This window comes from Streptosporangium sp. NPDC000239 (genome assembly GCF_040300765.1).
Lineage (GTDB): Bacteria > Actinomycetota > Actinomycetes > Streptosporangiales > Streptosporangiaceae > Streptosporangium.
On the sequence record NZ_JBEPEI010000003.1, the window covers coordinates 148,549 to 171,134 of the forward strand.

Annotated in this window: 19 protein-coding genes; 15 read left to right on the top strand and 4 right to left on the bottom strand. The window is 69.1% G+C overall.

Annotated elements, in window-relative coordinates; genetic code table 11:
- Positions 1-25: 25 nt before the first annotated feature.
- From ABT340_RS09850 to fmdA, 4 genes are all read left to right on the top strand, one after another.
- Entirely contained in the window at positions 26-661 is a 636-nt protein-coding gene (locus ABT340_RS09850) for a DUF2461 domain-containing protein (protein ID WP_352010304.1), read from the top strand.
- A 208-nt stretch (positions 662-869) separates the two neighbouring features.
- Positions 870-1,145: an FmdB family zinc ribbon protein gene (locus ABT340_RS09855; RefSeq protein ID WP_352010305.1), complete on the top strand. Its 276-nt coding sequence runs from the start codon at positions 870-872 to the stop codon at positions 1,143-1,145.
- 21 nt (positions 1,146-1,166) lie between these two features.
- Positions 1,167-1,814 carry an AmiS/UreI family transporter gene (locus tag ABT340_RS09860; RefSeq protein WP_352010306.1) on the top strand — a complete coding sequence of 216 codons (648 nt, stop codon included), beginning with the start codon at positions 1,167-1,169 and terminating at the stop codon, positions 1,812-1,814.
- Positions 1,815-1,904: 90 nt separating this feature from the next.
- Positions 1,905-3,152 carry a formamidase gene (gene fmdA, locus ABT340_RS09865; protein WP_352010307.1) on the top strand — a complete coding sequence of 416 codons (1,248 nt, stop codon included), beginning with the start codon at positions 1,905-1,907 and terminating at the stop codon, positions 3,150-3,152.
- Between the two features lie 130 nt (positions 3,153-3,282).
- Here the strand turns inward: fmdA and ABT340_RS09870 are convergent, their stop codons facing one another.
- The gene (locus ABT340_RS09870) at positions 3,283-3,513 is read right to left on the bottom strand and encodes a DUF397 domain-containing protein (protein ID WP_352010308.1); all 231 of its coding nucleotides are present in this window, start codon (positions 3,511-3,513) and stop codon (positions 3,283-3,285) included.
- 490 nt (positions 3,514-4,003) lie between these two features.
- Positions 4,004-5,857: a translational GTPase TypA gene (typA, locus tag ABT340_RS09875; protein ID WP_352010309.1), complete on the bottom strand. Its 1,854-nt coding sequence runs from the start codon at positions 5,855-5,857 to the stop codon at positions 4,004-4,006.
- A gap of 209 nt (positions 5,858-6,066) precedes the next feature.
- Between typA and ABT340_RS09880 the strand changes: the two genes are divergently transcribed.
- The 6 genes from ABT340_RS09880 to ABT340_RS09905 all read left to right on the top strand — a co-directional run bounded on the left by ABT340_RS09880 (position 6,067) and on the right by ABT340_RS09905 (position 13,027).
- Positions 6,067-6,852 carry an alpha/beta hydrolase gene (locus ABT340_RS09880; protein WP_352010310.1) on the top strand — a complete coding sequence of 262 codons (786 nt, stop codon included), beginning with the start codon at positions 6,067-6,069 and terminating at the stop codon, positions 6,850-6,852.
- Between the two features lie 101 nt (positions 6,853-6,953).
- Positions 6,954-8,993: a phosphate acetyltransferase gene (pta, locus tag ABT340_RS09885; protein WP_352010311.1), complete on the top strand. Its 2,040-nt coding sequence runs from the start codon at positions 6,954-6,956 to the stop codon at positions 8,991-8,993.
- Positions 8,990-10,132, top strand: coding sequence for an acetate kinase (locus tag ABT340_RS09890; protein ID WP_352010312.1), 1,143 nt, complete (start codon positions 8,990-8,992; stop codon positions 10,130-10,132). Before pta ends, ABT340_RS09890 begins: the two co-directional genes overlap by 4 nt.
- A 20-nt stretch (positions 10,133-10,152) precedes the next feature.
- Positions 10,153-10,344, top strand: coding sequence for a hypothetical protein (locus tag ABT340_RS09895; RefSeq protein ID WP_352010313.1), 192 nt, complete (start codon positions 10,153-10,155; stop codon positions 10,342-10,344).
- Positions 10,345-10,680: 336 nt separating this feature from the next.
- Complete coding sequence (locus ABT340_RS09900) at positions 10,681-11,607, top strand: coiled-coil domain-containing protein (RefSeq protein ID WP_352010314.1); 927 nt, start codon at positions 10,681-10,683, stop codon at positions 11,605-11,607.
- A gap of 994 nt (positions 11,608-12,601) precedes the next feature.
- Entirely contained in the window at positions 12,602-13,027 is a 426-nt protein-coding gene (locus ABT340_RS09905) for a hypothetical protein (RefSeq protein WP_352010315.1), read from the top strand.
- Here the strand turns inward: ABT340_RS09905 and ABT340_RS09910 are convergent.
- Positions 13,019-13,591: a MerR family transcriptional regulator gene (locus tag ABT340_RS09910; protein WP_352010316.1), complete on the bottom strand. Its 573-nt coding sequence runs from the start codon at positions 13,589-13,591 to the stop codon at positions 13,019-13,021. The genes ABT340_RS09905 and ABT340_RS09910 overlap by 9 nt on opposite strands.
- 168 nt (positions 13,592-13,759) lie before the next feature.
- Here ABT340_RS09910 and ABT340_RS09915 point away from each other — a divergent pair, with 168 nt between their 5' ends.
- From ABT340_RS09915 to ABT340_RS09930, 4 genes are all read left to right on the top strand, one after another.
- Entirely contained in the window at positions 13,760-14,677 is a 918-nt protein-coding gene (locus ABT340_RS09915; RefSeq protein ID WP_352010317.1) for an aldo/keto reductase, read from the top strand.
- A 493-nt stretch (positions 14,678-15,170) separates the two neighbouring features.
- Entirely contained in the window at positions 15,171-15,827 is a 657-nt protein-coding gene (locus tag ABT340_RS09920; RefSeq protein WP_352010318.1) for a TetR/AcrR family transcriptional regulator, read from the top strand.
- A gap of 36 nt (positions 15,828-15,863) precedes the next feature.
- Positions 15,864-16,274, top strand: coding sequence for a MerR family transcriptional regulator (locus tag ABT340_RS09925; RefSeq protein WP_352010319.1), 411 nt, complete (start codon positions 15,864-15,866; stop codon positions 16,272-16,274).
- Between the two features lie 85 nt (positions 16,275-16,359).
- Positions 16,360-17,877, top strand: coding sequence for a peptidoglycan D,D-transpeptidase FtsI family protein (locus tag ABT340_RS09930; protein ID WP_352010320.1), 1,518 nt, complete (start codon positions 16,360-16,362; stop codon positions 17,875-17,877).
- On the opposite strand, the gene ABT340_RS09935 is transcribed toward ABT340_RS09930, so the two are convergent.
- On the bottom strand, positions 17,865-19,853 hold the full coding sequence (locus ABT340_RS09935) for an ABC transporter ATP-binding protein (protein ID WP_352010321.1): 1,989 nt from the start codon (positions 19,851-19,853) through the stop codon (positions 17,865-17,867). The two genes, ABT340_RS09930 and ABT340_RS09935, sit on opposite strands and share 13 nt — an antisense overlap.
- Positions 19,854-20,074: 221 nt before the next feature.
- Between ABT340_RS09935 and ABT340_RS09940 the strand changes: the two genes are divergently transcribed.
- Positions 20,075-22,555, top strand: a complete 2,481-nt coding sequence (locus ABT340_RS09940; protein ID WP_352010322.1) for an ATP-binding protein — start codon at positions 20,075-20,077, stop codon at positions 22,553-22,555.
- Positions 22,556-22,586 lie beyond the last annotated feature (31 nt).

Here is a 22,586-nt window from a genome sequence, read left to right on the forward strand (position 1 = left end):
GGTGGCCGATGGCACGATGGGCCGCATGGGTTTCAGCGGCTTTCCCGACGAGGGGCTCCTGTTCTACGAGGGCCTTGAGGCGGACAACTCGAAGACCTACTGGACGCGCAACAAGCGGGTCTACGAGGAGGCGGTCCGGGCTCCGATGGCGGCCCTCGGCGAGGAGCTCGCCGAGGAGTTCGGGCAGGCGCGCATGTTCCGTCCCAACCGCGACGTCCGCTTCTCCAAGGACAAGTCCCCCTACAAGACGCACCAGGGGTCCTACGTCCCGAAGGGCGAGGCGATCGGCTTCTACGTCCAGCTCGACGCGGCCGGGCTGCTCGTCGGCGGAGGACTCTACGCCGCGCAGGGCGAACAGCTGGCCCGTTACCGCCAGGCGGTCGACGAGGAGATCAGCGGGACGCCGCTGGAGAAGATCGTCACCGAGGCGCGCGTCGCGGGCTACGCCATCGAGGGCGACCGTCTCAAGACGCGGCCGAGGGGCGTCCCCGAGGACCACCCCCGTCTCGACCTGCTCCGTCACAGGTCGCTGCACGCGAGCCGCCGTTTCGAGCCGGAGGGGTGGATCCACACCCCGCAGGTCGTGGAGCGGGTGCGGGAGGTCTGGCGCGACCTCACCCCGCTGGTCGAGTGGCTCGCCGACCACCTTCCCGCCGACTGACCCGGGTCAGGGCTTCGTATGCCCCCGGTCACGGTTCGTTGACGGCCCTGACCGTCTTCGACCGGTCACCTGGCGTTTCGTGTTTTCGGGACGGCCCGCCATCCTGACAGGAACCTTGACACTCCGCTCGGGTTTCGGATAGTCCGGAGGCATGGGTCCGAGTCGCTGCTGATTCGCGACACCACCAGCCGGAGCGGGGGAGGCGCCAATGGCGACCTACGAGTATGTCTGCCGGGACTGTGGATACTTCGACGTTCGTCTTCCGATGGGAACCGCGCCGTCCGAGTACGGCTGCGCCACCTGCGGACACGACGCCCGTCGCGTCTACTCCCCGCCGAACGTCTCCTGGGTTCCTCCGGCGCTCGCGGCCGCGTTCGGCCGTGAGGAACAGAGCCGGGAGGCGCCCGAGGTCGTCACCACGCCGCCGGGACGGCGACCGCCCCGGCCGCCGCACCCCGCGCTGGCGCGCCTGCCCCGGCCATGAGCCTGTGAGGGAGGTCCGGCGATGGCGACCGTGGGACTGCTTTATGTCGGTGCGGTGCTCTTCATCAACGGAATGATGCTGCTGGGAAAGGTCGACGCGCGGGCGGCGGCCGTCTTCAACCTCTTCGTCGGGGCGCTGCAGGTGATCACGCCCACCGTGCTGATCATCGCCGCGGGCGACAGGGCGGGTGCGATCCTCGGGGCCTCGGGACTCTTCCTGTTCGGCTTCACCTATCTCTACGTGGGCATCGGCCTGCTCGGCGGGTTCGACACCACGGGGGTCGGCTACTTCTCGCTGTTCGTGGCGATCACGGCGCTCGGTTTCTCCTACGCGAACTTCAGGATCCTCGGTGACAAGCCCTTCGGCGTCATCTGGCTCTACTGGGCGTTCCTGTGGCTGCTGTTCTTCCTGCTGCTCGGGCTCAAGCGCGAGCATCTGACCGTCTACACGGGCTGGGTGACGGCGATCGAGGGGTGGGTGACCGCGGCCATCCCGGCCTTCCTGCTGCTCACCGGCTACTGGCAGAACTGGAACCAGGACCTGCTGGCCGTACTGCTGGCGGTGTTCGGCGTGGTCGTCTTCGGCGGGCTGTGGCTGCTGACGAGGGGGCGGCGGTCACTTCCCGGCGGCACCGGCCCGGCGGGCGGGACGACGGCCGCGGCGCACTAGATCCGTGCGTGCCCGTACGGCGTGCGATCCGGAGGAGGTGATGTGGCCTGGGCATCCGGTCGGCACACACATCCCGAGAAAGGAGTTGCCATGCCGAAGGTCGTCTTCAGCGTGGATCAGTCGAAGCCGATGCGTGATCAGCAGGTGCCGGGGCACAACCGGTGGCACCCGGACATCCCCGTGGCGGCCATGGTCAGGCCGGGGGAGGTGTTCCGCGTCGAATGCCGTGAGTGGACCGACTCCCAGATACACAACAGCGACTCGGCGAACGACGTGCGGGACGTCGACCTGTCCCTCGCGCACATGCTCAGCGGCCCCATCGGGGTCGAGGGGGCCGAACCGGGAGACCTGCTGGTGGTCGACATCCTGGACCTGGGCCCGGTCCCCCAGGAGACCGGTGAGGCGCCGGGACAGGGCTGGGGGTACACCGGCATATTCGCCAAGGCGAACGGCGGTGGCTTCCTGACCGACTACTTCCCCGACGCGTACAAGGCGATCTGGGACTTCAACGGCATATATGCGACATCTCGCCATTTGCCCGGTATTAGATACGCGGGGATCACCCACCCCGGCCTGTTCGGCACGGCGCCGTCGGCCGAACTGCTCGCCGACTGGAACCGGCGGGAACAGGCGCTCATCGACACCGACCCCGACCGGGTTCCGGCGCTCGGCCTGCCGCCGCTGGCCGAGAACACCCTGGCCGGTCAGGCGACCGGCGAGGTGGAGGCCAGGATCGCCCGTGAGGGGGCCCGTACCGTGCCCGCGCGGGAGAACGGCGGCAACCACGACATCAAGAACTTCACCCGCGGCGCACGCGTCTTCTACCCCGTCCACGTGAAGGACGCCAAGCTCTCCGGGGGTGACCTGCACTTCAGCCAGGGCGACGGCGAGATCACCTTCTGCGGGGCGATCGAGATGGGGGGCTTCATCGACTTCCACGTGGACCTCATCAAGGGAGGCATGGAGAAGTACGGCGTCAGCACCAACCCCGTCTTCATGCCCGGCAACGTCGAGCCGCGCTATTCGGAGTTCATCTCGTTCATCGGCATCTCGGTCGACCACGACACCAACACCAACTACTACCTCGACGCGACGGTGGCCTACCGCAGGGCGTGCCTCAACGCCGTCGAGTACCTCAAGAGGTGGGGCTACACCGGAGAGCAGGCCTACCTGCTGCTCGGCTCGGCGCCCATCGAGGGCCGGATCAGCGGCGTCGTCGACATTCCCAACGCCTGCTGCTCGCTCTACCTGCCCACGGAGATCTTCGACTTCGACGTGCGCCCGAACAAGGAGGGGCCCGTCAAGCAGAAGCGGGGACAGTGCGCGGTCTCGTCCTGACCCGATGACCGGAGGGGGCTTCCCTCCGCGGGAGAGTCCTCTGGCGATGGGGCCGGGGGACTCTCCGCGCGTCCAGGTCTCCATGGGCCGGCCTGTGGTCACGGACCGCCTGGAGAGCCGCGGGCGACGGTCAGCGGTCGAACGCGGAGGACTTCACGCCGTTGACGAAGGCGTGCCATCCGGGAGAGGTGAAGTAGAGGACGGGACCCAGCGGGTCCTTGCTGTCACGAACGGCATGGGTGGCGTCCCGCTTGTGCTCGGGGCGGTGTGCGGCGGAGCCGAGTTCGGCGACCTCGACGCAGTCGCCTCCGTTGGGGCTGCTGAAACTCGACTTCCGCCACGGGAGATTGCTCAGGTCCATTTCTCCTCTACCATTCTCTTGATGCTGTCCTCTGGCATGCCGGTGATAAAACGGGAGGAGGGCAGCCTCAAATGACCGCACTGCCCCCGGGGTCCTTCGGACGGTTCAATGATGATGCGGTCGCAGACGCCGTTTCTCAACACGTTACCCCGGTTTCGCCGACGGGGACGGCGGTATTCACCGTTCGAGCAGGTACGGCCTCGTGGGCGGATCCGGTGACATGGATTTCCCGTGAAAAACACGATGTGGGTAACCGATCACTTCCCGTGCCGACCGGCCCGTTGTCGAACGGTTACCTGGGACTCCCGTTAATGGGCCATTCGGGTAACGGAATTCTCGGATGTATTCGGCGTGGTGGCGCGGGAACCGCTTCGGAGACTCCGTTGAAGGAGTGACGCGTGTTCCTTTCTGGGAACGGTGAGGGCCGTGAAACGCAAAAAGAGCGCCCGCCGTACGACGGACGCCCTTTTTTCGGGGTTTTCCGGGGTTCTCAGTTGCCGCGCTTGGCGCGGGCCGCGCTCCTGCCCCGGGTGGCCGCGTCGAGGACGACCTTGCGGATGCGCACGTTCTCCGGAGTGATCTCCACGCACTCGTCCTCGCGGATGAACTCCAGCGCCTGCTCAAGGGAGAGCTGACGCGGCGGGATGACCTTCTCGGTCTCGTCCGCCGTCGAGGAGCGCATGTTGGTGAGCTTCTTCTCCTTGGTGATGTTCACGTCCATGTCATCCGAGCGGGAGTTCTCGCCGATGATCATGCCCTCGTAGACCTCGGTGGTCGGCGAGACGAACAGCACGCCGCGCTCCTGGAGGTTCAGCATCGCGAACGCGGTCACCGGGCCGGGCCGGTCGGCGACCAGGGAGCCGTTGTTGCGGGTGCGCAACTCGCCGAACCAGGGCTCGTAGGAGTCGAAGACGTGGTGAACCAGGCCGGTGCCCCGGGTCTCGGTGAGGAACTCGGTCCTGAAGCCGATCAGACCACGAGCCGGGACCACGAACTCCATCCGGATCCAGCCGGTGCCGTGGTTGGTCATGTGCTCCATCCGGCCCTTGCGCACGGCCAGCAGCTGCGTCACCGCGCCGAGGTACTCCTCGGGGCAGTCGACGGTCAGCCGCTCGACCGGCTCGTGCACCTTGCCGTCGATGGTCTTGGTGACGACCTGGGGCTTGCCGACGGTCAGCTCGTAACCCTCGCGGCGCATCTGCTCGACGAGGATGGCCAGCGCCAGCTCACCACGGCCCTGCACCTCCCAGGCGTCGGGCCGGTCGGTCGGCAGGACGCGCAGCGAGACGTTGCCGATCAGCTCCTTGTCGAGGCGGTCCTTGACCATGCGGGCGGTGACCTTCGAGCCCTTCACCTTGCCGACCAGCGGCGAGGTGTTGGTGCCGATGGTCATCGAGATCGCGGGCTCGTCCACGGTGATCAGCGGCAGCGGACGCGGGTCCTCCGGGTCGGCCAGCGTCTCGCCGATCATGATGTCCGGGATGCCGGCGATCGCGATGATGTCGCCGGGACCGGCCTCCTCGGCGGGCTTGCGCTCAAGAGCCTCGGTCATCAGCAGCTCGGTGATCTTCACCTTCTGGATGCTGCCGTCGGTGCGGCACCAGGCGACCTGCTGGCTCTTCCTGATGGTGCCCTGGTGGACGCGGCACAGCGCGATCCTGCCGAGGTAGGAGGAGGCGTCGAGGTTGGTGACGTGCGCCTGCAGCGGGGCGTCCGGGTCGTAGGTCGGCGCGGGGATGGTCTCCTTGATGACCTCGAAGAGCGGTTCGAGATCGTCGGAGTCGGGCATCCCGCCGTCCTCGGGGCGGTTCAGCGAGGCGCGGCCCGCCTTGGCCGAGGCGTAGACGATCGGGAAGTCGATCTGCTCCTCGGTGGCGTCGAGATCCATGAAGAGCTCGTAGACCTCGTCCACGACCTCCTTGATCCGGGCGTCGGGGCGGTCGACCTTGTTGATGCACAGGATGACCGGCATCTTGGCGGCGAACGCCTTGCGCAGCACGAACCGGGTCTGCGGCAGCGGACCCTCCGAGGCGTCGACCAGCAGCACGACGCCGTCGACCATCGACAGACCGCGCTCGACCTCGCCGCCGAAGTCGGCGTGGCCCGGGGTGTCGATGATGTTGAGGGTCATGCCGCCGTGCTTGACGGCGGTGTTCTTCGCGAGAATGGTGATGCCCTTCTCGCGTTCGAGGTCGTTGGAGTCCATGACACGGTCGTCCACGTCCTGGTTCGCGCGGAACGCTCCGGACTGCCAGAGCATGGCATCCACGAGAGTGGTCTTGCCGTGGTCGACGTGCGCGATGATCGCGATGTTCCGCAGGTCATCGCGGCTGTTCAAAGGCATGTTTGAGTCTCACTCTGTGATCGTGGAGGCTGGCCGCGGACCGTGCGGCCTCCCTATTTTAGTTGATCCGCAACAATCGCTTTCACGCCGCCGCCGAACGCGGTCATATGTTCACCTCCGGGACACCCCGCAGGCCTGCGGAGCGGGCCTTTCTCCGATATGACGAGCCGTCCCCCCGGCCCGCCGTGTTCGGTCATAAGCTCGTGGGCATGCCGCTAGCGCCGTCGTTCGCCGTGATGCTCAGGACCGAGGACAACGTGCGGATCGAGGCCGCGCACACCCCGTCACGCGGTCCTGCCGACCTGGGCATCGTGCTCGCCCACGGCTTCACCGGCTCGCTCAGGGAACGCCCGGCCCGCCGCATCACCCACGTGCTCAGCGGGTTCGGCGGCGTCGTCTCCTTCGACTTCCGCGGCCACGGCCGCTCCGGCGGCGAGTCGACCGTCGGGGACCTGGAGATCCTCGACATGGACGCGGCGGTACGGCACGCCAGGGCGATCGGCTACGCCAGGGTCGCCGTCGTCGGCTTCTCCATGGGCGGGGCGGTGGCCGTACGGTACGCCGGACGGCGGGCGGCAGGCAGGGACGGGCGGGCCGGGCGGGACGGCGAGATCGGCGCCGTGGTCACGGTCAGCGCGCCCGCGCGGTGGTACTACCGAGGGACCAGGCCCATGCGGCAGGTGCACTGGGCGATCGAGCGCCCTCTGGGACGCCTGGCCGCGCGGGTCGGCAAGCGGACGCGGATCAGGAGCAGGGGATGGGACCCGGTGCCCTCGGCCCCCCACGAGGCGGTCGTGGACATCTCGCCGACCCCGCTGCTGATCGTCCACGGCGACGCCGACTCCTTCTTCCCCCTCGACCACGCCCACCAGCTCCACGACGCGGCGGGGGAGCCGAAGGAGCTGTGGATCGAGCCGGGCTACGGCCACGCCGAGTCGGCGGCGACCCCCGACCTGGTCCGCAGGATCGGCAGGTGGGTCGTGGCCAACTCCTGACCACCCTGGTTCACCCGGGCGACGCCCCGAGGGTGTTGACTGCTCTGCGTCTTTTGGTCGGGCCTGGTTTCGTGACCTGGTCTCGCGGCACAGGAGGGCGTATGCGCAGCATCTACGTGGCGGGTCTCGGGCGGGGGGACGGCAGGCAGATCGTCGAACTGGGCCTGATGGAGCTGCTCGCCCGCCGGGCCCACAGGACGGGGGTCTTCCGGCCGATCACCAGGGGAGACGACCGCACGCTCGAACTGCTCGGCATGAGATACCGGCCCGCCGCCGCCCAGTCCGGCGTCACGGCCGAGGCCGCCGCGGAGATCTACGCCGGTCACGGCACCGAGGAGCTGATCTCCCGGCTGGTCACCCGTTTCCACGCGCTCGAACGGGAGTGCGACGCGCTGCTCGTGCTCGGCAGTTCCTTCGCCACCGACGACCTGCCCAGGGAACTGGCGTTCAACGCCCGGCTCGCCGCGGAGTTCGGCGCCCCGGTGATCGTGGTGGTCGGCGCGCACGGCGAACGGGCCGAGGAGATCGCAATGGAGATGCGCACCGGCTACCAGGTCTTCTCCGACCTCGGCAGCACGGTGCTCGCGGTCGTCGCCAACCGGGTGCCGGCCGGGATGAGCGTCGATCCCGTTCTTCCCGTGCCCTGCTACGTCATCCCTGAGCATCCCTCGCTCTCGGCGCCGACGGTCGGGCAGGTGATGCGGGCCGTCGACGCCAGAGGGCTGCAGGGCGACGAGGACGCGCTGCGCAGGGACGTGCTGGGGTTCGTGTTCGGCGGGGCCACGTTGCCGGTCTTCCTCGAACACCTGACGGACGGGGCCCTGGTGATCACCCCGGGAGACCGGGCCGACCTGCTGCTTGCCTCCCTCGCGACGGAGGCGGCGGGCACCGTCAGGCCGTCCGGCGTGGTTCTGACGCTCGGCCAGGAGCCGACGAAGACCGTGCGGGACCTCACCGCCCGTCTGGCCCCCGGGGTGCCGGTGCTCTCCGCCGCGGCGGACAGCTTCACCGTCGCCACGACCCTGGCCGGGCTCGAAGGGCGGCTGACGGCCGACAACCCTCGCAAGATCGACACCGCGCTCGGCCACTTCGAGGCCCACGTGAACACCGCCGACCTCGCGGACCGGATCGAACTGGCCCGTCCTGAGCGGGTCACCCCGATGATGTTCGAGCACACCCTGCTGGAGCGGGCCCGCGCCCAGCGGAGGCACATCGTGCTGCCCGAGGGCGAGGAGGACCGCGTCCTGCGGGCCGCCGACATCCTCATGCGGCGTGGCATCGTCGACCTCACCCTGCTCGGCAGGCAGGAGGTGATCCGCAGGAGGATCGGCGACCTCGGTCTCGACCTGTCCGGCGTGACCGTCGTCGACCCCGTGACCTCCCCGATGCGCGGTCCCTTCGCCCGCGAGTACGCCGCGCTGCGGGCGCACAAGGGCGTGACGCAGGAACGGGCGGAGGAACTGATGGCCGACGTCAACTTCTTCGGCACGATGATGTTGCACCGCGGCGAGGTGCACGGCATGGTCTCCGGCGCCGCGCACACCACGGCCGCGACGATCCTGCCGGCCTTCCAGATCATCAAGACGGTCCCGGGCACCTCGGTCGTCTCCTCGGTGTTCTTCATGTGTCTGGCCGACAGGGTGCTCGTCTACGGCGACTGCGCGATCAACCCCGACCCCGACGCCGAACGGCTCGCCGACATCGCGATCTCCTCGGCCCGTACGGCACGGCGCTTCGGCATCGAGCCCAGGGTCGCGATGCTGTCGTACTCGACGGGGCACTCGGGCAGCGGCGCGGACGTCGACAAGGTGCGCCAGGCCACCGCCCTGGTCGCCGAGCGGGCACCCGACCTGCTGGTCGAGGGGCCGATCCAGTACGACGCGGCGGTGGACGCCAGGGTCGCCGCCGCCAAACTGCCGGGCTCCCCGGTCGCGGGCCGGGCGACCGTACTGATCTTCCCGGACCTGAACACCGGCAACAACACCTACAAGGCCGTGCAGCGCTCGGCCGGGGCCGTGGCGGTCGGGCCGGTGCTCCAGGGACTCCGCAGGCCGGTCAACGACCTGTCGCGGGGCGCACTGGTCACCGACATCGTGAGCACCGTGGCCATCACCGCCATCCAGGCGCAGGAACAGGGGTGACCGTGAAGCGTGTCCTGGTGATCAACAGCGGGTCGTCCTCGGTGAAGTACGCCCTGCTCGCCGGTGAGGACCGGCTGGCCTCCGGCATCGTGGAGCGGATCGGCGAGCCGGGCTCCCCGGTCGCCGACCACGGAGCGGCCCTCGACATCGTCGCCGACGAACTGGCGGGTCAGGGCCTGGGAATCGATTCTCCCGAGCTGACCGCGATCGGGCACCGGGTGGTGCACGGCGGTACGGACTTCACCGAGCCGACGTTGATCACCGACGAGGTGACGGCGATGATCGAGGAACTGGTCCCGCTGGCCCCGCTGCACAATCCGGGCAACCTGGCGGGCATCGAGGTCACCCGGCGGCTGCGTCCCGACCTGCCGCAGGTCGCCGTCTTCGACACCGCCTTCCACTCCACGATCTCCCCGGCCGCGGCGACGTACGCGATCGACAGGGAGGTGGCGGAACGGCTGAGAATCCGCCGCTACGGCTTCCACGGCACCTCGCACGCCTACGTCTCCCGGGAGGCCGCCGCGGAGGCCGGCAGGCCGGACGGAAACGTGATCGTGCTGCACCTGGGCAACGGGGCCAGCGCCTCGGCCGTCTCCGGCGGACGCTGCCTGGAGACCTCGATGGGCATGACCCCGCTTGAGGGCCTCGTCATGGGAACCCGTTCCGGGGACCTGGACCCCGGCGTCCTGACCTACCTCGCCAGGACCGGGGGGATGTCCTTCGAGGAGATCGACACGATGCTCAACCGGGGCGGCGGCATGCGCGGCCTGTGCGGGGACAACGACATGCGGGCCGTACAGGAGCGCCTCGCGGCCGGGGACCCCGACGCGGAACTGGCCTTCTCCGTCTACTGCCACCGGCTGCGCAAGTACGTCGGCGCCTACTACGCCGTGCTCGGCACGGTCGACGTGATCGCCTTCACCGGCGGGGTGGGGGAGAACTCCCCGCTGGTCAGGCAGACGGCGCTGGACGGTCTTGAGGCGCTGGGCATCGCCGTCGACCCGGGCCGCAACGAGCGGGGAGAGCGGGTCATCTCCCCTGACGGGACGGCCGTGCGGGTCGTCGTGATCCCCACGAACGAGGAGCTGGAGATCGCCCGGCAAACTCTTGCGGTTTTGCCTCGAACCAAACACCCATAAACCACGTCTACCTAAGTCAGATGGATGAGATCCGCCCCGAGCGGTCCATGGGACTCGGCCCTCCGCCCTCGGCGGGGGTCGTGGGACGCGCTCACCGGTGGTGGCCCAGCGTCGCGGGGGCGTGCTGGGCCGTTCATCCGTCCGCGGGCGTGCTTGTACGGCTCCGCCTGTACGGCTTCGCGGGGCCGTACAAGCACGCGTCGGCCCCTTGACGCCTCTCCCGCACCGGGACGGACCGGGGGAACGGATCAGGCGTCAGGGGCTTCAGGAGCGCCGGGGCCCGTCGGCCCAGGCACGCGATGGATGCGTGAGCGGCGCGGGTTTCGGCCGCCGTTGATGAGACCGAATCATGTTCTGTCGAACAAGGCAAGAGGTGAGGTCGGGGGACGGGAGGGGGGATTGTGATCTGAGGGGCAATTGTCTAAATCCCCGCAGACTGGTAGATAGTTCGTCAATGGTGCGGGAGTTCCATCGTTTCTCTGACAGGTCTCAAGATCGTCTTCTATAGTTTCGCTCCGGCCGTGAGGGGGTCTGGAGGTGAGCGAAGCGTGAGATCGAGTCGCTCGATCACGCTGGGAGTCATGCTCTCCACCCTGCTCGTGACGCCGGTCATGGCCGGGGCCGCCGCCGAGAGGGCCGCGACCGTGCAGGCCGCCAAGCCCAACCCCGAAGCCGAACTGGCCAAGCTCACCCGCGAGGCCAACGAGATCAACAAGCGCTACCGCGGGCAGGTGCAGAGCCTTGAGGAGACCCGGGTCCAGGCCAGCAAGGCGACACAGCGGGCCAAGAGCCTGAAACGCAGCCTGGCCACCGCGCAGACCGACGTCATGCGCTTCGCCCAGACCGCCTACATGGGCGGTGATCTGGACAGCACCAGCCTGCTGTCCTTCCAGGGGGACCCGGGCGCCGTCCTCGACGGCGTCTCGACGCTGTCCTACCTCGCGGGCCAGCGCGCAGGCCGGCTCAGCCGCCTGAAACAACTCGTCAAGGAGGCCAAGGACGCGGAGGAGGCGGCCACGGCGAAGGTCGTCAAGCTCAGGGACGACATCACCAAGCTCAAGAAGGACCGCGTCCGCATCGAGGCCCTGCTCGCCAAGTACGGCTTCCAGCAACCCGGCGGCAGCGAGGGCCTGACCTCCCGCATGGTCAACGTGCGCAACACGATCATGCGGAGCTTTCCGATGCCCTACTCGGTCGGCTGCCTGCGCCGCGGTGACCCCGGTGAACACGGCAGCGGCCGAGCCTGCGACTTCATGATGAGCACCGGTGGCCGCATGCCGACGGCCGAGGCCAGGGAACGCGGCGACCGCCTCGCCCAGTGGGCCATCGACCACGGCCGCGACCTCGGGATCATGTACATCATCTGGCGGCAGCGCTACTACGACATCCGCACCGGCACCGGCTGGCGAATGATGTCCGACCGAGGTGGCATAACCGCCAACCACTACGACCACGTCCACATCTCAGTCTTCTGACCAGTGTGGGGTGAATTATCGTCGTTTTTCCATATTGTTCCTGGGCTGGACTGTATGGGTGTCGGCGGTGACTCGGCTACTCTCTTGGCGGCCTGCCCGGACCGGCGGCCGGACTTCTCCGCACGCGTAGGCCGGGTTCCGCTTCAGCACTTCCTCGGTCTCTGGAACCTCCATGGGGCAGGCACGGTGAGTTCGGTGCTTTGGCGTGAGACGGCCTTCTTACGCCGGCCGAGGTCGCGTGACGTGTTCACGGATCGAATAATGATCCTCAACGCTTATTCGGACGCCTCCCGAGGAAGGCGATCGATGATGGCCTCGCCTCCCCGGAGGGCCGTTTCCACGACGCCGCCGGACTCAGGCCGCACCTATGAGAACGCCGACATCGGCGGCTCGTTCGCCTCCTGTCTCGGCCGAAGATCGCGATTTTTTCCCTAGGATTACGGTACGGCCCGGGGAGAGAGGGGTGATGTGGGATGAACGAGAGCGCTTCGGAGCCCGAAGAAAAGGGCCAAGTCCTCTGGGAGGTCATCTCCATCTCGTTGGCCGGAGCCGTTCTGATCTTTTTCCTCGGTCTGCAGCGGGGTTTCGCCTTCACGATGATAGGGGCGTCGGTTTTCTTCGTCTCGAAATGGCTGGGGCGACGAGACGGCGGAAACGGATAACCATGGGATGGGGTCTGACGTCAGGACGTCCCTCTGCGGCGGCGGGGAGGTTTCTGGACCGCCGGCCGGTGCATGACGTACGGCCCGGGCGGCGCGGTTACCGACCGCTGCCGCCCGTCCACACCTTGGTTTTCTGACCGGGCGGCAGGCGAGGAGAGCCTGGGCCTGCTGACTGCCTCTGGGAACGTCTGGCTCTGTTTTTCAGTCGCTTATGCGGCGCCCGGGACTTCGTGAAGTGAATTAGGCTCGTTCCGGTGGATGCCTGCCCCGGCCACACTGTTCGGTTGTCGAAGTCATCGAGGTTGTAGGCGGTTTTCTTGCGCGGAGGCGTCGTGGTCGATGAGAGCTCTGTTCGCGGTGTCTCGGATATGTCCGGACGGGTAGGGCTGGGGGCTCTCTGGTTTTTCTCGTTCGGCGCCGCGAAGTTTCGCCATGGTCCTCCCGTGCTGGTGGTGGCCCTGCTCGTCTGCGTCGCGGCCAGCGTTTCCTACTGTCTGTTCTGGCTGTACAGGAGATGGCGCTTCGGCAGGCTCTCCGACCGCGAGAAGGGGGAAGCAGAGGAGAAAACCGCCGAGGCCAAGGAGTCTCTCTGGGACTCATGGCAGGTCGAAGTCCTGTTTCTGGTCTACCTGCTGATCACGTTGAACGGGTACCGCGACGACATCTGGGTCTTTCTGCTTTATGCCCCGCTTCCCCTGCTGCTCGCGTCCATCCTGCTGAGAAAGGCGTTCACGGCTTTGCGGCGCGGGTCAGGATGAGGGCGTCCTGAAGTTCTCCGTGGCGGTCAGGAGGTTGGTGAGGGAGGTCCTGGACCGCTGGAGGGTGGTTATCTGGGTTTCGATGTCTTCGAGGTGGGTCCGGAGGTAGTTCTGCACGCAGGGGTGGATGTCGGGGCCCGGACCTTCGATGCAGGGCAGGATGTCGCGGATGGTCCTGGTGGGCAGGCCGGCTGCCAGCAGGACACGGATGTGGCCGACGACGGTGGGAGCCTCGGCGGTGTAGTGGCGGTGGCCGCTCGCGCTGCGGTGTGAGGTGAGCAGGCCCTGCTCCTCGTAGTAGCGCAGCAGCCTGACGCTCACGCCGGTCTCGCGGGCCAGTTCGCCGATCTTCATCCCACGCTCGGAGGACGTCTTCGCGGGAGAGGCGGAGCCGGGGGAGGCCGTACGGGGCGGGAGAGCGGAGGCGTCCGCACGGGACACGACCGGAGGCGGTGCGGCCTCTGAGGACGACGCGGTCGAGGAGACGGTCCTGCGGGTGGAGGGCCTGAGGGCGGTCCCACGCTTCTGAGGGGTGGGGGTTCGGCCCAGGGTGCCGGTCTGCACGGAGGTCACCTCACACGAGCGTTACGCGAGCGTCGATCAATCCAGAAGGACACCCCATATAAGGCACAAAGTAAGTGATCTCATCCGGAAGCGCCGCAAACCAGCATTGGTGATCTGCCTCACATCGGCTTGAATCTCACATCGATGTGAGCTCCTAGCGTTGCCGGCATGACGAACAACGCGAACACCACGGCAGTGACCACCACCTTCACTCTGGGCGGCGATCTGGAGGTGCGGCGGATCGGGTACGGCGCCATGCGGCTGGCCGACGGGCCGGACAAGCCCGCCGAGGCCTGGGCCGCGCCCATCTGGACGGCTCCCGCCGACCGCGCCGCCGCGCTGGCCGTACTGCGCAGGGCGGTCGAGCTGGGGGTCGGGATCGTCGACACCGCCGACGCCTACGCGCTGGGGGCCAACGAGGAACTCGTCGCCGAGGCCCTGCACCCCTACTCGGGAGAGGTGGCGATCGCCACCAAGATCGGTGTCGTACGGCCGAGCCCCGCCGAGTGGATTCCGCTGGGCAACCCCGCCTACCTGAGGCAGCAGGCCGAGCTGAGCCTGCGACGGCTCCGGGTCGAGCGCATCGACCTGCTCCAACTGCACCGGATCGACCCCAACGTGCCGCTGGCCGACCAGATCGGCGCGCTGAGGCAGCTGCGTGAGGAGGGCAAGGTCCGGCACATCGGACTGTCGGAGGTGACGGTCGAGCAGCTCAGGGAGGCCTCGGAGATCACACCGATCGCCGCCGTGCAGAACATGTACAACCTCGTCACCCGTCAGCACGACGAGGTCGTCGACTACGCGGCCGAGCACGGCATCGCGTTCCTGCCGTTCTTCCCGATCGCGATGGGCGGGCACGCGGGCCAGGACAGCCCGGTGGCGGCCGTGGCGCGCGAGGTCGGCGCGACCTCCTCGCAGACCGCGCTGGCCTGGTTGCTGCACCGCTCCCCGACGGTCATCCCGATCCCCGGCACGACCTCGGTCGGGCACCTGGAGGAGAACGTCGCCGCGCTGGAGGTCTCGCTGTCGCGGGAGCAGTTCGAGCGGCTGTCGGCGGCAGGCCTTGAGGCCGGGCAGGAGGGGTGACGGCGACGGACGGGATCAGGCGGCGATCCCCTTGGGACGAGGCCAAGACCGCCCCGAAGCCGCCGAGGAAGAGCCGGACACGTCGGAGAGTCCAAGGGCGGAGGCATCGGACACCCGGAGACGTCCGGGAAACCGAACACGCCGAAGGGCTCGGCATCCGGAAAAGCCCGGGAAACCGGGTCGCCCGAAGCTCGGCGGGAACCGGCGGTGGCTCCGCTTTTCTGAGAGTTTTTCGCAAAACGGGATTTCGCATTCCGCGATGCGGTTCCCACGCCGGTGGGGATCGGTATTGGGAGGCGTTTCCCGGTGGGAAAGTCGGGATGGGTGAGGTGGTCCGCCGGGTGAATCCCGTGACCGCCGGAGGTCACCGTGCGTGACGATCGAGGGTCCGGCGGGAGGCGGTCGCCGTACCCCGGGGAACGTTCACTTCTCGATCGACATCAGGTAAAGATCATGACAATCACTGTCGGTTGTCATGAGGGATGATAGAGCGATGACGAACGTTTCCGGGGAGACCCTCCGCCGTCGTCCCGCCCAGCGCCGAAGCCTCGAACGTGTCGAGCGCATGCTGGACGAGTGCGCACGGCTCCTCGACGAGGTGGGGTACGACGCCCTGACCACCAAGGAGGTCGCGCGCAGGGCCGAGGTGCCGATCGGCACGTTCTACCAGTTCTTTCCCGACAAACAGGGACTGGCGCGCGCGCTCGCGCTGCGCAACCTCGACGCCTTCCTCGGCCGCGTCACGGCCAGGCTCACCGAGGTACGGCTGTCCGACTGGACCGAGATGGTGGATCTCGCGATCGACGAGTTCGTCGCGATGAAGCGCACGACGCCCGGGTTCGCGGTCGTCGACTTCGGCGAGGTGCTGCTCACTCCGGGGGGCCCGGCGCTTGAGGGGACCGAGCGCACGCTCGACACGGCGCTGAGGAACAACGTCGTCGTCGCCGACCGGCTCAAGGCGATCATCATCGACCTGCTCGGCGTTCCCGGTGGCCGAGGGCTGGACAGGGCGCTGATCGTCGCGGTCGAGGCGGCCGACGCCGTGCTCAAGCTCGCCTTCCGCGCCCAGCCCGGTGGCGACCCCGAGCTGATCGGCGAGTGCAAGCGGCTGGTGCGCCGCTATCTGTCGGCCCATCTGCCGGACGACTGAACGGCCCGGCTTGACCTGGAGCGCACTCCAGGTGGGATGCTGCCGGACGTGAGTGTCTACACGCCGGGACAGGTGGTCGAGGAGACCGGTTTCAGCCTCGACACCCTGCGCTACTACGAACGGATCGGCCTGCTGGGAAGGGTCGGCCGCAACGCGGCCGGGCAGCGGAGGTTCACCCAGGACGATGTCGGCTGGCTCGGCACGCTCCGGTGCCTGCGGGACACCGGTATGCCCATCGCCGAGATGCTCCGCTTCGCGGAACTGGTCAGGGCGGGCGACCACACCATTCCCGACCGGGTCGCGCTGCTCGAAGCCCACGACAGGCGGGTCGAGGAGCAGGTGGCCAACCTGCGTGAGAAGCAGCGGGCGGTCCAGGCGAAGATCGGCTACTACCGTGACGTGGCCGACCTGCCGCCCGCCTGCGAGCCGCTCGTCTCCAGGGCCTGACGAAGCCGTACAGCGGCTTTGCTCCGCTCCTGCCCCTTCTTTCCGCTTCGCCTGTTAAACCGGAAGCGGGACCGGGGGAGGGGCGATGGCCGCACCGCGCGCGCGCCGGATCAACATTCCGCTCCGGCACGTCACCCTGACGTGCGGAGCCATGATGTTCGCGCTGCTGGCCAACGTGACCTATCTCCAGGCCTTCCGGAGCGACAGACTCTCTGAGGACCCCCGCAACCCCCGCGTGGTGATCACGCGTCTCGACGGGCTCCGGGGAGACATCCTGCTGCGCGACGGCACCGTCGTGGCGACCAGCGTCGAGAACGAGACCGCGGGACACAGGTACCGGCGCCTCTACCCGGGCGGGCCGCCGTACGCGCCGGTCACCGGGCATCTGTCGATCTACGGCGCCACCGGGCTCGAACGCGCGCAGGACGCCGTGCTGTCCGGCACCGACCCGCGGGTCAAGCTGCGCGCGCTGCTGGACGGCACGCGGGCGGGGGCGACGATCAGGCTCACCATCGACCCCGTGACGCAGCGGGCGGCCTATGAGGGGCTGCGCGCGACGGGACGGCCCGGGGCGGTCGTCGCCATCGAACCGGGGACCGGCGCGATCCTGGCCATGGCCTCCTACCCCTCCTACGACCCGAACCTCTACACCGACCCCGACGCCGTGGGACTGGAGCGGGCGGACAGGCGGCTGCGGGACGACCCTCGCGAACCCCTGCTGAACCGGGCGATCCGGCGCGGCTACCCGCCCGGCTCGACCTTCAAGATCGTCACCAGTGCCGCCGCACTCGGCTCGGGGAGATACCGCCCGACGACCGGCCTGCGCGCGCCGGCCGTCCTGCGCCTGCCGGGGACGGCCTCCTACCTGCGCAACGCGGGCGGTGCTCCGTGCGGGAACGGCAGGGCACCGCTGGCCTACGCCTTCCAGCTCTCCTGCAACACCCCGTTCGCGAACCTGGGCATGGCCCTGGGGCAGGAGACACTGCGTGATCAGGCCCGGGCGTTCGGTTTCGACGCCGACGACCTGACCGTCCCCATGCCGGTCGCGCGGAGCGTCTACCCGCAGGACATGGACCGGGCGCAGACCGCCATGTCCGCGCTCGGTCAGTTCGACACCAGGGCGACTCCCCTCATGATCGCCATGATGTCGGCGGCGGTCGCGAACGACGGCTCGCTGATGCGTCCCTACCTGGTCGAGGAGATCCGGCTCGCGGACGGCGCGCTGGTCGACGGGGCGGCCCCCTCGCCGTACCGCAGGACGCTGGACGCCGAGGAGGCCAACCGGCTCACCGCGATGATGGTCACGGTCACCAGGCCCGGCGGCACCGGGGAGGCCGCCGCCATCCCCGGCGTCGAGGTGGCCGCGAAGACCGGCACCGCGGAGAACGGGGTCCCGGGAGGGGACCACGCCGTCTTCACCGGATTCGCCCCGGCCACCGCGCCCAGGGTCGCGGTCGGCGTCCTCGTCGAGCACGGCGGCTCGGGCGGCGAGGTCGCGGCCCCCATCGCCAGAGCCGTCATGCGGGCCGTACTCGCGCCCTCCTCCCCTGGGGAGGAACCGCGGGAGGTCGGGGAGGAACCGCGGGAGGTTCAGGCCGAGTAGGCCTCGGCCTGCAGGCCGTACAGATCGGCGTAGAGACCGCCGAGGGCCATCAGCTTGCCGTGGGTGCCCTGCTCGACGACCCGGCCGTGGTCCAGGACGTAGATCCGGTCGGCGTAGCGGACACTGGCCAGCCTGTGGGTGATCAGCAGCACCGTACGGCCGTCGGCGTGCCGCCTGACCTGTTCGAAGAGGGCGTGCTCGGCACGGGCGTCGAGGGCGGCGGTCGGCTCGTCGCAGATCAGCAGCGGGGCGTCCCGGTGGAAGCCGCGGGCGATGGCGATCCGCTGCCACTGCCCGCCGGACAGCTCCTGACCGTCCTTGAACCTCCTGTCGAGCAGCGTGTCGTAGCCGTGCCGTAGCTCGGCCACGACCTGGTCGGCCCCGGCGACCTTCGCCGCGGCGGCCAGCGTCTCCTCGCCCCTGTCGGTCCCCATGCCGATGTTGTGCCTGGCGGTCAGCGGCCAGCGGGTGTGGTCCTGGGCGATGACGGCGATGTTGCGCCTGAGCCCGTCCTGGTCCACTCCCGCCAGGTCGGTCTCGTCCCACAGCACACGCCCGCCGTCGGGCTCGTAGAGACCGGCCAGGAGTTTGGCCAGCGTGGTCTTGCCCGAGCCGTTCTCACCGACCAGGGCGATCACCTCGCCCTGGTCGATGTGCACGGAGACCCCGCGCAGCGCGGGCGTCTCGGCGCCGGGGTAGGTGAACACGACGTCCTCGGCGGTGATCCGCTCGAACGTCTCCGGCGCCGCGTCAGGCCGTGCCGGGCCGACACGCCTTTCCGCCTCGGCGCAGAAGTCGAGGAAGTCGGTGAAGTACAGCCCCTCCTCGTAGAGCCGGTTGGTGGCGAACATCAGGTTCGACAGATAGGTCTGCCCCGACCGGATCGCCAGTACGGCGGTGCCCGCCACGGCCAGCGCCACCGCGCCCGAGGCCAGCAGCAGCCCGAGGGCCACGTAGACCAGGGCCGCCCCGAGCCCGCCGAGGGCCTCGCCGACCACCTTGGCGAAGGTCTGCCGCCGGGCGAGGTCGAGCCTGACGTCCTGCTCGGCGGTGGCGACCGCGTCGTACATCCGCAGCAGGAAGTCCCGCATCGTGAAGGAGCGCACCTCGGCGGCGGCCGCACGCTCGGCCAGCAGCTCCGAGATGATCCACTTGCGCCGGGAGACGGGAATGATCGCGTACATCGTGGTGTAGCGCATGCGCGCGGTGCGCACCGCGGCCCAGGCGTCCGGCAGCACCGCGAGCACCAGCAGCGGCAGGAGGACCGGATGGAGCACCCCGAGCACCCCGGCCGCGGAGACGATCCCGATGAAGGCGGTCAGTACGTTGATGGTCGTGCTGACGATCGTCCCCGCCGTCGTCACGCCGCGTGAGGAGGCGCGCTGGAGCGAGTCGTGGAAGTCCGAGTCGTCGAACGCGGCCAGGCTCACCTGGCCGGTCAGCCCGTAGAGCCGTTCCTCGGCGACCCGGCTCACCTGCGGGTCGAGCCGGGACTGCGCCCATCCGGAGCCCGCCTGCATCAGGGTGCGCAGGATGCCCGCGACGCCGACCAGGACGAGGCTGGGCAGGGCGGCGACGACCCGCTCCGGGGTCGGGCCCGCCTCGAACAGGGCGGAGAGCACCCCGGTCGTGGCCAGCAGCCCGAACGCGGTGAACGCGCCGCCGAGCAGGCTCAGCCCGATCGTGACGACGATGTCGCGGGGACTGGCCAGCCAGCCGAGCCGTACGGCCTGCGCGACGAGGGCGGGCAGCCGCCTGGAGAGGGCCAGGAAGCCGACGTCGGTCATCGTGTCGGCGTGGGCGTACCAGTCGGAGAGGTTGAGCTCGCCGAGCACCGGCGTGGCCGTCCTGCCAGGACCGGACGCCGCGTCAGGTTCGGGGGCGGGGCCGGGGGCGGGCGGAACGGGCAGGGAGTCGGGGGCGAGCCGAGGAGAGGGGGGAGAGGCTGGATCGTGGTCCGAGGGAGTGTCCGGCATGCCTGCAGTGTGAATCGCCCGACCGTCGATCCGCCATCCGCTGACCGGTCACGGTCAGTAGTGGCGATACGGCGGGCGGGCCCGATGGTGAATTCATTACGGTGTCCCAATAGGGAGAGTCAGGAAATCCGAGCATCTGAAATGGTGCTAAGCCTGGGCACGACACGGTAATTAGTGTCACACTTTCTGTGACTGCTGCCCCGCGATCTCGTTAAGGGCCGATGACACAGGACACCGCGCACATTTCTCCGACCGGCGGGAACCTCCCCCTGGAGCCCAACGACTTCGTCGGACGTCAGGTCGACGCCGAGGAACTCGTCGAGCTGCTGGGCGTCGCCCGCCTGGTGACCCTGTGCGGGGCGGGAGGCATCGGCAAGAGCAGGCTGGCGATCAACGTCGCGGGCCGGTTGGCCGCGGGGTTCCCCGGCGGGGTGTGGCTGGTCGAGCTGGCCGAGGCGGCCGGCGACGAGTTGATCGCTCCCCGGGTCGCCTCCGTGCTCGGCATCAAGGCCGAACCGTCCCGCTCGCTCTCCGAGACGTTGTTCGACGCGCTCGCCGACCGGCAGATGCTGCTGGTGATCGACAACTGTGAGTCGCTCATCGACGAGTGCGCCCGTTTCTGCAGGACGTTGCTCACGATCTGTCCCGAGGTGCGGGTGCTCACCACCAGCCGGGAGCCGCTCCGGGTCGCGGGGGAGACCGTGTGGCGGGTGCCGCCGCTCACGCTGCCGGAGGCGGACGGCCACGAGTACGCCATGGACAGCGAGGCCGTGCAGCTCTTCGTCAGGAGGGCCAGAGCCGCCGTGCGCGGATTCACCCTCGACGCGGGCAACGCCGACGAGATCGCCAGCCTGTGCGGGGCGCTCGACGGGATGCCGCTCGCCATCGAGCTGGCCGCCGCGCTGTGCCGGGTGCTGACGGTCGAGCAGATCCACGCCAGGCTCAGGGACAGGTTCCGGCTGCTCTCCGAGGGAGACCGTACGGCTCCCGCCAGGCACCAGACGCTCAGGGCCACCGTCGACTGGAGCTACCAGCAGCTCAAGGAGCCGGAACGGATCCTGCTGCGGCGCCTGGCCGTGTTCACCGGCGGATGGACGCTGGAGATGGCCGAGAAGGTCTGCGACGGTGACGGTCTGTGGGCCGAGGACGTCCTGAGCGTCCTGTGCGGCCTGGTGGACAAGTCCCTGGTGCTGGCGGACGCCGAGGTCGCGGGCGAGACGCGCTACCGGATGCTGGAGACGATCCGCCAGTACGCCGCCGAACAGCTGGAGATCGCGGGCGAGGAGCACGAGCTGAGGCGGCGGCACCGTGACCACATGGCCGTGATCGCCGGCCGCGTGCACCAGCTGATCGTCAGGTCTCCCCGCCCGACCTGGACCGAGATCTGCCCGGTGCTGGTGCTGCTGGACGAACTGCAGAGCAACCTGTGGGCCGCGGTCCGCTGGTCGGCCGAGGTGGAGGAGCCGGAGAACGCGCTGCGGCTGCTGGTGCTGCTGCGCTGGCCCACCATCGCGGGCGGCCGGTTCACCCCCGCCGACGAGTGGCTTGAGCGCCTGCTGTCCGCCGACAAGTCCGCGGCGCTCCCTCCCAAGGTGCGCGGCGACGCCCTGGTCCTGCGCGGGCAGGTGGCCTTCGGGCAGGGCGACCCCGCCAAGGCGTACGAGGCCTGTTCCGAGGCGGCCGACCTGTGCCGGGCGACGGCGTTGCACGGGCCGCTCAGCGGGGCGCTGGCCATCCTGGCCTGGGTCGCCATCTACCAGCGGCGCCCCGACAAGGCCCGGCGCCTGCTGGATGAGGCCCTGGAGGCGGTGCGCAAGGTCGACGACCCCTGGCACGAGATGGTGATCCGCTCGATGGAGGGGACGTTCGCGCTGTCGGAGGGGCGGGCCAAGGAGTCGCAGCGCTCCTTCGAGGCCGCGCTGGCCATCGCCCGCGGTCTCGACAACCACTGGGCCACCCCGGTGGCGCTCATCGGCCTGGCCCAGGTCGCCTGGACGCGGGGCGACCTGCTGGAGGCCCGTACCCACTACGAACAGGCCCTCGACCAGCTCAAGGACATCACCGCCCACTGGCAGACCATCACCTGTCTGTCCGGCCTGGGGCGGATAGCCCTGGCCCAGGGAGACCTCACGACCGCCCGCGCCAGGCTGACCGAGAGCCTGCGCCTGTGTCGCAGGACCGGTCAGCGGCTCGGCGTCGCCCGGCGGATCGAGACGCTCGCCCAGCTCGCCCTCGCCGAGGAGGACGACCACCGGGCGGTGCGCCTGGCGGGGGCCTCCGCCGCGATCAGGAACGCGATGAGCGGCAGTGCCATGCCGTCCGGGTTCGGCGCGCGGATGGAGGAGCTGCTCCAGCCGGCCCGTGCGCGTCTCGGTGACACGCTGGTCGCCCAGCTGTGGGCGCTCGGCAAGGAGATGACCCAGGAGCAGGCGGTCCGCTACGCCCTGGAGGGTGAGGACCGGGCCGAGACGCCGCTGCCGACGGGAAGGATGCCGGTGGCCGCCCCGCTGACCACGCTCACCGGGCGTGAGTGGGAGATCGCCGAGCTGATCGCCAGGGGGCTGAGCAACAAGGCCATCGCCGACGAACTGGTGATAAGCCCCGCGACCGCGGCCAGGCATGTGGCCAACATCCTGGCCAAACTCGGCTTCTCCTCCCGCACCCAGGTCGCCACATGGGTCGTGGAGCACAATCGCGTCTGAGGGTGACGTTCCGCCTACACACAGGAACTAC